Origin of the sequence: Bacillus sp. TE8-1, from assembly GCF_008368855.1 — a bacterium.
Lineage (GTDB): Bacteria > Bacillota > Bacilli > Bacillales > Bacillaceae_G > Bacillus_A > Bacillus_A cereus.
Genome location: NZ_QPET01000003.1, coordinates 52,842 through 65,681, shown reverse-complemented (window position 1 = coordinate 65,681; position 12,840 = coordinate 52,842). Strand labels below are relative to the sequence as shown.

Genomic DNA, 12,840 nt, shown 5'->3' with positions numbered 1-12,840 from the left:
ATAAATGTATTATACCATCTCTTTTTATTGACGATTGACCGAACGGTCAGTTATATTATGTATTAGACTGACCAGTTGGTCAATATAATAAAAAGGGAGCGCAAACATGAACAAAATCATCAATTTCTCGTTAAAAAATAAGTTCGCAGTTTGGCTACTAACCATTATTGTTACTATTGCGGGGATCTACTCTGGACTCAATATGAAGCTGGAAACAATCCCTGATATTACAACACCGATTGTGACAGTAACTACGGTCTATCCTGGTGCTACACCAGAAGAAGTAGCTGATAAAGTTTCAAAGCCGATGGAAGAACAACTACAAAATTTAAGCGGTGTTAACGTTGTGAGTTCATCATCTTTTCAAAACGCATCTTCTATTCAAGTAGAATACGATTTTGATAAAAATATGGAAAAAGCAGAAACAGAAATTAAAGAAGCTCTCACACATGTAAAACTCCCAGAAGGTGTTAAAGATCCTAAAGTTTCACGAGTAAACTTCAATGCCTTTCCAGTTATTTCGTTAAGCGTGGCAAGTAAGAATGAATCTTTAGCTACCTTAACTGAAAATGTAGAAAAAAATGTTGTACCAGGATTAAAAGGACTTGATGGTGTTGCATCTGTTCAAATTGCTGGCCAACAAGTAGATGAAGTACAGCTTGTCTTCAAGAAAGATAAAATGAAAGAACTAGGACTAAGTGAAGATACCGTAAAAAATGTGATTAAGGGATCGGATGTATCTTTACCACTTGGCTTATACACATTTAAAGACACGGAAAAATCAGTTGTTGTAGATGGCAATATTACAACGATTAAAGCGTTAAAAGAACTTAAAATCCCAGCTATACCTTCCTCACCTAACGGTCAAGGTAGTCAAAATGCTGGCGCTGGTTCACAAACGCCGCAAATGAATCCAGCTGCTATGAACGGGATTCCAACAGTTACATTAGACGAAATTGCTGACATTAAAGAAGTTGGGAAAGCAGAATCTATTTCTCGAACAAATGGAAAAGAAGCAATTGGAATTCAAATTGTGAAGGCCTCTGATGCAAATACAGTTGATGTTGTAAATGCAGTAAAAGATAAAGTAAAAGATCTTGAGAAAAAATATAAAGATTTAGAGATCATTTCAACATTCGACCAAGGTGCACCTATTGAAAAATCAGTTGAAACAATGCTGAGCAAAGCAATTTTCGGTGCTATCTTTGCGATTGTTATTATTATGCTGTTCCTACGAAATATTCGAACAACGTTAATTTCTGTCGTTTCAATACCACTTTCTTTATTAATTGCTGTTTTAGTCATAAAGCAAATGGATATTACGCTTAACATTATGACACTTGGAGCAATGACCGTTGCTATAGGCCGCGTTGTCGATGACTCAATTGTTGTTATTGAAAATATTTACCGACGTATGTCGTTATCAGAAGAGAAATTACGTGGAAAAGATTTAATTCGTGAAGCTACGAAAGAAATGTTTATCCCGATTATGTCTTCCACCATTGTAACAATTGCTGTATTTTTACCGCTTGGACTAGTAAAAGGTATGATTGGTGAAATGTTCTTACCATTCGCCTTAACTATCGTCTTCGCTTTATTAGCATCATTACTAGTAGCAGTTACAATCGTACCGATGCTAGCTCATTCCTTATTTAAGAAAGAGAGCATGAGGGAAAAAGAAGTACATCATGAAGAAAAACCAAGTAAATTAGCAAATGGGTATAAACGCATACTTGCATGGGCTTTAAATCACAAAATTATTACATCAAGTATCGCTGTCCTTCTATTAGTTGGTAGTCTTGCACTTGTACCAGTTATCGGTGTAAGTTTCTTACCTTCTGAAGAAGAAAAAATGATTATTGCAACATATAATCCTGAACCAGGTCAAACGTTAGAAGACGTTGAAAAAATTGCAACAAAAGCTGAGAAGCACTTCCAAGATAATAAAGACGTCAAAACAATTCAGTTCTCATTAGGTGGAGAGAATCCAATGAGTCCTGGTCAATCAAACCAAGCAATGTTCTTCGTGCAATATGATAACGACACGAAAAACTTTGAAAAAGAGAAAGAACAAGTCGTTAAAGATTTACAGAAGATGTCTGGCAAAGGCGAATGGAAAAACCAAGACTTCGGAGCAAGTGGCGGTAGTAACGAAATTAAACTATACGTTTATGGAGATAGCTCAGAAGACATTAAGCCTGTCGTAAAAGATATTCAAAATATCATGAAGAAAAATAAAGACTTAAAAGATATAGATTCTAGTATTGCAAAAACATATGCAGAGTACACTTTAGTCGCAGATCAAGAAAAGCTGAGTAAAATGGGCTTAACGGCTGCTCAAATTGGAATGGGACTTTCTAATCAACATGATCGCCCTGTTCTGACAACAATTAAAAAAGACGGTAAAGATATCAATGTATATGTAGAAGCTGAAAAACAAAATTATGAAACAATCGATGACTTAACAAATCGCAAAATTACAACACCACTTGGTAATGAAGTAGCTGTGAAAGATGTTATGACTGTAAAAGAAGGTGAAACATCGAATACAGTAACACACCGAGATGGACGTGTTTATGCAGAGGTTAGTGCCAAATTAACATCTGATGACGTTTCAAAAGCATCTGCTGCAGTACAAAAAGAAGTAGATAAAATGGATCTTCCTTCTGGTGTAGATGTTTCTATGGGCGGTGTTACTAAAGATATTCAAGAATCATTCAAGCAACTTGGCCTAGCGATGTTAGCTGCGATTGCCATTGTATACTTCGTTCTTGTCGTTACATTTGGTGGTGCCCTAGCACCATTCGCAATTTTATTCTCGCTACCATTTACAATTATTGGGGCTCTTGTTGCCTTATTAATCTCTGGTGAAACATTAAGTGTATCTGCAATGATTGGTGCGCTTATGTTAATCGGTATCGTTGTAACAAACGCAATCGTGCTTATCGACCGCGTTATTCATAAGGAAAATGAAGGACTATCAACACGTGAAGCTTTATTAGAAGCTGGTGCAACACGCCTTCGTCCAATTTTAATGACTGCAATTGCAACAATCGGTGCTCTTATCCCGCTTGCATTAGGATTTGAAGGTAGTGGCTTAATTTCTAAAGGACTTGGCGTAACGGTAATTGGTGGATTAACAAGTTCAACGTTATTAACACTTCTTATTGTTCCAATCGTTTATGAAGTATTAAGCAAATTTAAAAAGAAAAAAACAAAATAACAAAAAAATAACCTCGCTAACTGCGAGGTTATTTTTTATTTCCAAACAAGATTAGGAAATCGCCATAGCCTTCTTTCTCTAATTCCTCTTTTGGAATAAATCGAAGAGCTGCGGAATTAATACAGTAACGAAGGCCATTTGGTCCTGGACCATCTGGAAATACGTGCCCAAGATGTGAATCTCCTTCTTTACTTCTCACTTCTGTACGTGTCATATTATGACTCACATCCATCTTTTCTTTCACACTTGCTGACATCGCTGGTTTTGTAAAACTAGGCCATCCACATCCACTATCAAATTTATCTAGAGAAGTAAACAACGGCTCACCTGAAACGATGTCTACATAAAGACCTTCCTCTTTATGGTTCCAATACTCATTTCGAAATGGTGGTTCTGTACCATTTTCCTGTGTTACATAATACTGCATCTCATTGAGTTTTTCTTTTAAATGAGCATTATCCTTTGGCCAATGTTGCTTAATAAAAGCATCTCGTCCTGAGCCTTTACGATATAACTCATAGCGGAATGTGTTTTTCTTATGGTATCCTTGGTGATATTCTTCAGCTGGATAAAATGTAGCTGCTGGTAGTATTTTTGTCGCAATTGGTTTTGAAAAGCGTCCACTCTGCTCAAGCTCTTCTTTTGAGGTCTCTGCTTTTTTATGTTGTTCTTCATTATGATAAAAAATCACCGTTTCATAAGACTGTCCGCGGTCGTGGAATTGTCCACCAATATCGGTCGGATCAATTTGTCTCCAATATATATTTAACAATTCCTCATACGGCATTTTATTTGCATCAAATGTAATTTGTACTGCCTCATAATGTCCCGTCGTTTCTGAACATACTTCTTTATACGTTGGATTCTCTTTATGACCACCTGTATAGCCAGAAACAACCTTTATAATCCCTTCCATCTCTTCAAATGGCGAAACCATACACCAGAAGCACCCTCCAGCAAATGTAGCCAATTCTACCTTTTCATTTACAGCCATTACTTCACCCCTATTCTATGTTCTGCTTACAGTATGGCATAAGAAACATCATATTATAAAAGAAAAAGCACCGAACATCGATGCTTTTTCTTTACTTCACTTTATTTTTTCCAACATCCTTCTCCATTTCATCACTTGTCACGTCTAAAACATCTAATAAGAAGATGAAGATTGGAATACCGATAATTAATCCCCATACACCTAAGAAGTGTTCTGAGAAGATTAATACCATAAATGTATAGAAAATCGGTAAATTTGTTTTTTGCGACATAAACTTCGGGTTTAATACGTAACTTTCAAGCGCATGAATCACTGTTACGATAACCAAAATATAAAAAACGTACATGATACCGCCAATATTGTAAGCAATCATACAAAGTGGGAATAACGAAATGATAACCCCTGCTACTGGAATTAAGCCAAGCAAGAAAATCATTAACGCTAAACCTAATAATTGTGGGAATCCTAATATCCATAATGCGATAACTGAAAGAACACAGTTAACAACAGCAATTAAAAATTGCGCTTCGATTACCTTTCCAAATGAACGTGCAAATTTCTTTCCGAAGTACTCAATTTCAGTATAGAAAATTGCAAGCCTGCTTTCTTTAAACTTTGCAGTAAAACCGACAATACGAGATTTTTCTAATAAGAAAAACAAACTCAAAATTAAAGAAAGTAAAACTTGAAGGCCAAATTTACCAACATTCGTAATCGATTTATACAAAATGTCTACGCCTTGTCCTACATATTTAGAAAGCTCCATATGATTGACAGCATTAACTGCATACTTAATTAGTTCACTATCTGGTGGGTTTCTTAAAAATACATTGAATTGGTAAATCAGTTGTGAAATTTGTATCGTCAATACTGGTAAATATTTAAATAGCGTAATAGCAATTCCACCAATTAACATTACATATAGAAACGCTATAATAATTTTTCGATTAATAGGCATGAAATGATCTAATTTGCGTGAAATAAACTTTTGGAATCGATCCATTAAATACGTGAGAATAAACGTAATTAATATTAAATTCAACATACTTTGCAGCCCGTATAACACGAGAGCAAGTATTACTAATACGAGTAACCTCTGGAATCCTTTGCTTTGAAACAGGTTTTTTATTTGCATAATCGACGAATACTCTCTCCTGTCCTATAAACTAAAACGTTAATAAGTAGATTTCTCTCTCTTTTCTACTTTTAATTATTCATTCATATTAAGATTTTTATAAACTCATTATATGCCTACCTTACCAGGTATATAGTAGCCTACTTCTTATTTTACAATACAATGACCTAATTCAAAACGTATTCTACATAGTATTAATGAAGATTTAAGGAAACTTACATTTTTTAATAGGTCTTACCACTACTGTAACATAAAAAGCAAGCTATCAGTAGAAATCTGTCCTACAAATAGCTTGCTTTTCTTATTTTTTAAGTAAGTTTTACTATCCAATGAATGGCATGAACATTGGGATGACAACTACTGTTACAACCCCAACTACCGTTACAGCAATACTTGCCATCGCTGCCTCTACCTCACCCATTTCAATTCCTACTGCAACTCCTAATGCATGACCCGCTGTTCCAAGTGCTAAACCTTTTGCAATCGGATGTTTCACTCTAAATGTTTTTAAGAATAATGCTCCTAATGCGTATACGATAACTGCGTTGAAAATAACTGCAAACGATGTAATTGCTGGAATACCACCAATACTTTCTGAAATTGGTAACGCAATTGCTGTTGTTGCTGCTTGTGGTAGCATTGAATTCATTACTGCTGTATCTAAACCGATTGCTTTTGCAACAATGAACACGACAATTACTGAGCAAATAGATCCAACCACGATAGCTGATAAAATTTGCCACCAATATTTTTTCAACTTATCAACTTGTTTATATAGTGGGATAGCGAATGCAATTGTTGCTGGCTCTAAGAAGAAACTAATCATTTTTCCGCCAGTATTATATTCTTCAAAAGTAAAGTTACCTACCTTTAGAAATACAATCCCTAATACCATCGCCACGAATAATGGTGTAAATAGGAAGAACCCTTTTGAATGCTTGAATAATAATGTTCCGATTCCGTATGCGATTAATGAAACGACGATTCCGAAATATGGAGTCATTGTGCTTGCCATGTTCATTACCTCCCAACAATATATAAATACAATGGTTACGCAACCTTTCCGTGCTTGCGTCCTTTATTTACTACTTTCAATTCTTTTGTATCTTCTGTTTCTTTTTCATCTTTTCCTAAAATAAATTGTGCAAATAATCCTGTTACAGCGAGTAAAATAACTGTTGCTACAACAATTACAGTTAAAATTTGTACAAAGTATTGTCCCATTACACCAAGAGAATTAATAACTGAAATACCTGATGGGACGAATAAGAATCCAATAATACCTGTTAAAGCTGTTCCGAGTGATTCAACTTGCTCCAATTTAATAACTTTTAAACATAATAGACTAAATAAAATAACTAACCCGATTACCGATGAAGGCATTGGAATTGGTAAATGTGTTGCAATAATATTAGAAATTAACATAATAGCTGAGAATATGAATGCTTGTGATAAGAAACTATATACTTTTTTCGTACTCATTTTGGCCACCTCTTTCGATTTGGTACCTTTATTGTATAGGATATAACCGCCCGAGTAAGCGTTTACATAACAGAGCGTCAAATATACAGAATCAGTTACAAATATAAAAGGATGAAATACAAAAGCTGCTCCTTAAATACGAAGCAGCTTCTTGAGTTCTTTTGCATATGTACGGCTAACAGGTACTTTTGATCCTTCTTTCATGATTAAATTATAAGTAGAATTGAACCATGGCTGAATTTCAGTAATATGATTAATATTCGCAATAAAACTACGATGGATGCGCATGAAACTTACTTGCGGCAACTTCTTTTCCAAAATCACAAGTGTATCGTGTGTTACATATGTTTCCCTCATTGTTTTTACTGTCACTTTTCCGTCCACAAGTCCTACATATACAATATCTTCAATATTAACAAGTACGATTGATTCTTCAATTGGTAATGCTAATTTATGCATCTCTACTGTTACATCTGTCCCCTTTATTTCGTGCTTCGTTTCTATTTGCGATTGTTTTTGTTTTTTATACTTCTTTAATGTCTGCACAATACGCTCTTCATCAAATGGTTTTAAAATGTAGTCTAACGCATCTACTTCAAATGCTTGCAGTGCATATTGATCATAGGCAGTAGCAAATACAATTGCAGGTGGATTTTTCATCTTCTTTAATATATTGGCGATTTCAAATCCGTTATCATCGGATAATTGAATATCTAAAAACACAATATCTGGTCTACTTTGCATTAGTTCTTCTAATGCGTCTTCCACACAATCAGCCTCACCAATTATCTCAACTTCTTTCGTTCTCTCTAATAAATACTTTAGTTCATCACGTGCTAACATTTCATCGTCAACTACTAATACTTTTAACAATCTGCTCTTCCTCCCCTACTTTTTTTGGAATAACAAAAGTAATCTCTGTCCCCTCATTTAATTCACTTTCGATATGAAGCATCGTTTCTTTTCCAAATAATCCAATAAGACGTTCATTAATATTATATAAAGCTGTTCCAGTCCCTTTCTTTGACGAAACTACCATCTTTCCTAATTGTTCTAAACGTTCTTCCTCAATTCCCTGCCCATTATCTTTTACTTCAAAATGAACCATACCCTCTTTTTCAAAAACATGCACTTCTACTTCACATACTGGTTGCTTCTTCGGAAAAGCGTGTCGCAATGCATTTTCAACCAATAGTTGAAGAACAAATGGTGGTACTAAAGTTGTCTTTAGCTCGTCCTCAATATACATCTTTACCTCATACTTATTTGGGAACCTTGCTTGTTCTAAGGATAAATATGCCTGTACATGGTTTAATTCTTGTTCTAGTGGAATCAATAACTGACGTGCCCCTTGCAAATTACATCGGAAATATACGCTAAGCTGTAATAATAACTTCCTTGCTTTTTCTACATCTGTTCGGCATAAAGCTGATACTGTATTAATCGCATTAAATAAAAAATGCGGGTTAATTTGTGCTTGTAATGCCTTTATTTCCGCATCTTGCAATAATTTACTTTGCAACTCAGCTTCACCTAATTCAAGTTGTGTAGAGAATATTTTTGCTAATCCTTCTGCTAATTCCTCTTCCACACGATTTAACTGGTTAGGATTTTTGAAATACAGTTTTAATGTCCCTATTGTATTTCCATGTGAAGTTAGTGGAATAACAATCGCCGCTTGCAAAGGGCAGCCTTCATGTTGACAATTAATAACCTCACGTGATTTTGCTTTCATTATTTTCCCTGTGTGTAACACTTCTTTCGACAAACCAGTTATTAAACTATGTGACGGAATATGGTGATCTGATGCTAATCCAACATGAGCTAATATTTTCTCTGTATCTGTTAAGGATACCGCATCTGTTCCTGTAAAGCGGTGAATAATTTGTGCCACATGCTTACACGATTCTTCTGTTAAGCCTTGGCGAAAATATGGTAACGTTTTATCTGCAATACGTAATACCTTATGAGTCTGAAGTGCCTTTGCGTTCTCTTCCTGACGCAAAATAGCTTGTATCATAGAAAGTAAAATAAAACTTCCAAAACTATTTACAAGGATCATTGGTATCGCAATTGTTTTCACAATGCTCATTCCATCCTCTACAATTAATAGGATCATAATCATTTCTAAAGAAACGATAAAAACACTTAAAATCGCTGAAAACTTAGGGGTAATTGTACGGTTATATTTTTTAAAAATGTATCCGATATAACCAGTTATAACGCCTGCTAAAATTGAAGAGATTGCACAACTTAGAGCTGTCGTCCCTCCAAGCATATAACGGTGAATACCAGCAATTGATCCTACCCCAATTCCGACGATAGGACCACCAAGCAATCCACTAATTCCAACACCCATAATACGTGTATTTGCAATGGTACTCGATGATGAAACACCTTGTAACCAATTTTCATTCATAATCGTATTTCCTGCTATTTCAATCCCAGTGTAATTGCTTACAATTGTAAATACCGAAAAAATACAAATAAGCTTAAGCTTATCTACATAGCCATCCTGTTTATGAAGGAGGCGTCTGAAAGTTTTAATATGAGAGAGTAAAAATCCTAAAATAACTATAAGTCCGACTCGTTCAATCATCATGAGTACTAAATTTAGCATCTTTGATTCATTCCTTTTTATTTAGTTAGTTTTATTATGGGAAAATAATGAAGTCGGCGTCAAGAAGAACGAAATGTTTTTTGAAATATTTTACACATAATAACTTCCTCTTTATTTGACAATACATATAGAAGAGTGCTAAAAATAAAGTAATATAATACAGTCCTTTAACCCAACCCCGTGAGGTTGAGAAGGAAGTCGGAATACAATATACGTATGTTCTTTTCTTGGGGATACGTATGCTTTTTTGGCCTTCTCATCATATCAGGTGAGAAGGCCTTTTGTTATTCTTCCATAGCGACTGTAGAAAATAAGGAGGAGTAATAATGAACGTCACTACTGATGTACAACAAACAACAGAGGAGACAAAAGCGAAAAGATATAAAACATTATTTGGTTCTGCGCTAGGATATGCAGCAGAAGGTTTAGATATGTTGCTATTATCTTTCGTACTTGTCTATATTTTAAAAGAGTTTCACTTAAGTCCTGTTGAAGGTGGAAACTTAACTTTAGCTACCACAATAGGAATGTTAATTGGTTCTTATTTATTTGGATTTATTGCTGATTTATTTGGCCGTATTCGTACAATGGCCTTCACAATCTTACTGTTTTCACTAGCAACCGCACTCATTTATTTCGCAACAGACTACTGGCAATTATTAATTCTGCGCTTTTTAGTTGGAATGGGAGTTGGTGGTGAATTCGGAATCGGAATGGCCATCGTAACAGAAACATGGTCTAAAGAAATGCGCGCTAAAGCGACATCTGTTGTTGCACTTGGATGGCAATTTGGTGTACTGATTGCTTCACTCCTTCCAGCATTTATTGTCCCACACTTTGGATGGAGAGCCGTTTTCTTATTTGGATTAATTCCAGCTTTACTAGCTGTCTATGTCCGTAAAAGTTTAAGTGAACCGAAAATATGGGAGCAAAAACAACGCTACAAAAAGGAACTATTGCAAAAAGAAGCTGCAGGTAAATTAACAACTACTGAAGCAGAACAACTAAAACATATAAAAAAATTTCCACTTCGAAAGTTATTTGCCAATAAAAAAGTAACAATTACAACAATTGGTCTTATTATTATGTCGTTCATCCAAAACTTCGGATATTACGGAATCTTCACATGGATGCCCACTATTTTAGCAAATAAATATAACTATACATTAGCAAAAGCAAGTGGCTGGATGTTCATTTCTACCATCGGTATGCTAATTGGAATTGCAATCTTTGGTATTCTAGCTGATAAAATTGGTCGCCGTAAAACTTTTGCAATCTATTATATTGGCGGTACAGTATACTGTCTCATTTACTTCTTCTTATTCACTGATTCAACATTATTATTATGGGGAAGTGCATTGCTTGGATTCTTTGCAAATGGAATGATGGGAGGATTTGGAGCAATTTTAGCTGAAAACTATCCTGCTGAAGCTCGCTCTACCGCCGAAAACTTTATTTTCGGTACAGGACGTGGGTTAGCTGGATTTGGGCCTGTTATTATTGGCTTACTTGCTACAGGTGGCAACCTACTTGGAGCATTGTCCTTGATTTTTATCATCTACCCAATCGGGTTAATTACAATGCTACTATGTGTACCAGAAACAAAGGGAAAAGTATTAGATTAAACGTAAAAGAGGAAGCATCTCATTTAAGATGCTTCCTCTTTTACGTTTTTATTTATTTTGATTTACTAGCCTTCTGAAATAAGAATGCAGTTTTATCTTCTTCTTTTACAATACCTTGTTTTAATGCTAATTCTCCCGCAACTTTAGGCGCTAACCATAGCATTGGGAATAACAAAATTGATACCGGAACTGCCGTCACCACGATAAACGATTGTAGCGCATTAATACTTCCTTCACCCATATATAAAAGAATTGCTGCAACTGCGCCCATAATAAGCGACCAAAAAATTCGCAAACTAATTCTAGGATCTCCGTCTCCAGTCACTGCCATTGAAATGGAATACGCCATTGAATCTCCTGTTGTCACTACAAATAAAATTGTTAATAAAAGAAATGCTGGTCCAATAATATTAGAAAGTGGCAATTGCCCTGTAATTGCAATCATAGCTGCCGGCATACCAGATTCACTTAATGCGTCCGAGATAGACCCAGGATTCATCAACTCATAAAACACGCCTGATCCACCTAATATAGTAAACCAAAATGTTGTAATAATAGGTGCGATAATTCCAATTGCAACGATGATTTCTCGAATCGTTCTCCCTCTTGAAATTCGACTCACTAAAATTGCCATCATTGGTCCGTATCCAATAAACCATCCCCAGAAAAAGATTGTCCAAGATCCTAACCAACTTGTATCACCACGGTATGTGCTCATCGGTATAAACTCATTTACATAAAATCCAAACGAAGAAACAAACGAATCAATAATAAATCCACCTGGCCCAAATAGTAATATGAATGCCATTAACACAATTGCTAATCTAACATTTAAATTACTTATAATTTGAATCCCTTTATCAATACCTGTTACTGCCGATATAGTAGACACGGCCACCACACAAACAATAATTGCTAATTGAGTAGTAAACACATCAGAAACTCCAAATAATTCTTGTAATCCATAACTTGCTTGTAAACCTAAAAATCCAATTGGGCCAATTGTACCTGCAGCTACTGCAATAATTGCAGCTGCATCAATTATCGTTCCAAGCAGGCTCTTTCTTAATTTTTCCCCAAAAATAGGATATAAAAGTGTTCGAGGTTTTAGCGGCATATCTTTATGATAATGTCCATACATCATAACTACCGCACTAATTGTACCTAAAATCGTCCATGCTAAAAATCCCCAATGCATATAACTTTGTGCTAAAGCAGGCATGACTGCTTCTTTCGTTCCAGCAGATATACCATCATGTATTGGTGGCACCGTCATCAAATGATACATTGGCTCTGCTGCTGCCCAAAAAACGCCACCTCCAGCAAGTAATGTAGACATAATAATAGCAAGCCATTTTGCCGTACTAATCTCAGGTTTTTCTAATCCCCCAAGCTTAACTCTCCCATATTTGGAGAAAGCCATACACATCGCAACAATAAATGTACCTAATAATAAAACTTGCCAGAAGGCACCGAAATATTTAATTGAAAAAGCGAAACTTTTATTAATCGCACTCTCTACATAATCCTTGTTCAAAAAAACTGCAATTACAAATAATAAAAGTGAACCACCACTAATAATAAATACAGGCCAATCAGTTTTTCGACTCTTCATCCTCATTTATACTTCCTCCTTCCTCAGCAATCAAAAAAAACAACTTTATTATGTTTTATTGTTTAAACCCAAAACATAATAATTATATATGCATAACATTTTATCGACTTCCCACATACTTATGTTGTCCCTAAAAATATGCCAAA

9 protein-coding genes and 1 pseudogene are annotated in these 12,840 nt (G+C 35.2%); 2 read left to right on the top strand and 8 right to left on the bottom strand.

What is annotated here, in order from left to right; translation table 11 throughout:
• Nucleotides 1-106 precede the first annotated feature (106 nt).
• A complete protein-coding gene (locus DN404_RS02625) occupies nucleotides 107-3,223 on the top strand; it encodes an efflux RND transporter permease subunit (protein WP_149214704.1) in 3,117 nt (1,038 codons plus the stop codon).
• A gap of 28 nt (nucleotides 3,224-3,251) precedes the next feature.
• Here the strand turns inward: DN404_RS02625 and msrB are convergent, their stop codons facing one another.
• The 7 genes and pseudogenes from msrB to lytS all read right to left on the bottom strand — a co-directional run bounded on the left by msrB (nucleotide 3,252) and on the right by lytS (nucleotide 9,454).
• Entirely contained in the window at nucleotides 3,252-3,704 is a 453-nt protein-coding gene (gene msrB, locus DN404_RS30860) for a peptide-methionine (R)-S-oxide reductase MsrB (protein ID WP_255444923.1), read from the bottom strand.
• 45 nt (nucleotides 3,705-3,749) lie between these two features.
• A pseudogene (gene msrA / locus DN404_RS30855) lies at nucleotides 3,750-4,217 on the bottom strand (peptide-methionine (S)-S-oxide reductase MsrA); the annotation flags it as partial.
• Nucleotides 4,218-4,308: 91 nt separating this feature from the next.
• Nucleotides 4,309-5,352, bottom strand: coding sequence for an AI-2E family transporter (locus DN404_RS02615; protein WP_149214702.1), 1,044 nt, complete (start codon nucleotides 5,350-5,352; stop codon nucleotides 4,309-4,311).
• A gap of 322 nt (nucleotides 5,353-5,674) precedes the next feature.
• Complete coding sequence (gene lrgB / locus DN404_RS02610) at nucleotides 5,675-6,367, bottom strand: antiholin-like protein LrgB (RefSeq protein WP_000168869.1); 693 nt, start codon at nucleotides 6,365-6,367, stop codon at nucleotides 5,675-5,677.
• A gap of 35 nt (nucleotides 6,368-6,402) precedes the next feature.
• Nucleotides 6,403-6,834 (bottom strand): antiholin-like murein hydrolase modulator LrgA, encoded by a 432-nt coding sequence (gene lrgA / locus DN404_RS02605; protein ID WP_000104901.1) that lies wholly within the window; start codon nucleotides 6,832-6,834, stop codon nucleotides 6,403-6,405.
• Nucleotides 6,835-6,966: 132 nt separating this feature from the next.
• Nucleotides 6,967-7,707, bottom strand: a complete 741-nt coding sequence (locus DN404_RS02600; RefSeq protein WP_000921842.1) for a LytR/AlgR family response regulator transcription factor — start codon at nucleotides 7,705-7,707, stop codon at nucleotides 6,967-6,969.
• A complete protein-coding gene (lytS, locus tag DN404_RS02595) occupies nucleotides 7,685-9,454 on the bottom strand; it encodes a two-component system sensor histidine kinase LytS (protein WP_149214701.1) in 1,770 nt (589 codons plus the stop codon). Before lytS ends, DN404_RS02600 begins: the two co-directional genes overlap by 23 nt.
• Nucleotides 9,455-9,780: 326 nt before the next feature.
• On the opposite strand from lytS, the gene DN404_RS02590 reads away from it, so the two are divergent.
• Nucleotides 9,781-11,079 carry an MFS transporter gene (locus tag DN404_RS02590; RefSeq protein WP_001103412.1) on the top strand — a complete coding sequence of 433 codons (1,299 nt, stop codon included), beginning with the start codon at nucleotides 9,781-9,783 and terminating at the stop codon, nucleotides 11,077-11,079.
• A gap of 52 nt (nucleotides 11,080-11,131) precedes the next feature.
• Here DN404_RS02590 and DN404_RS02585 read toward each other — a convergent pair whose 3' ends face one another.
• Complete coding sequence (locus DN404_RS02585) at nucleotides 11,132-12,700, bottom strand: BCCT family transporter (protein WP_001242445.1); 1,569 nt, start codon at nucleotides 12,698-12,700, stop codon at nucleotides 11,132-11,134.
• Between the last annotated feature and the right edge of the window lie 140 nt (nucleotides 12,701-12,840).

What these genes read in the sequence shown, in the direction of transcription:
- DN404_RS02585 (WP_001242445.1), bottom strand. Translation starts at nt 12,700, where the DNA reads ATGAGGATGAAGAGTCGAAAAACTGATTGGCCTGTATTTATTATTAGT.
- DN404_RS02615 (WP_149214702.1), bottom strand. Translation starts at nt 5,352, where the DNA reads ATGCAAATAAAAAACCTGTTTCAAAGCAAAGGATTCCAGAGGTTACTC.
- lrgB (WP_000168869.1), bottom strand. Translation starts at nt 6,367, where the DNA reads ATGGCAAGCACAATGACTCCATATTTCGGAATCGTCGTTTCATTAATC.
- DN404_RS02625 (WP_149214704.1), top strand. Translation starts at nt 107, where the DNA reads ATGAACAAAATCATCAATTTCTCGTTAAAAAATAAGTTCGCAGTTTGG.
- lytS (WP_149214701.1), bottom strand. Translation starts at nt 9,454, where the DNA reads ATGCTAAATTTAGTACTCATGATGATTGAACGAGTCGGACTTATAGTT.
- lrgA (WP_000104901.1), bottom strand. Translation starts at nt 6,834, where the DNA reads ATGAGTACGAAAAAAGTATATAGTTTCTTATCACAAGCATTCATATTC.
- DN404_RS02590 (WP_001103412.1), top strand. Translation starts at nt 9,781, where the DNA reads ATGAACGTCACTACTGATGTACAACAAACAACAGAGGAGACAAAAGCG.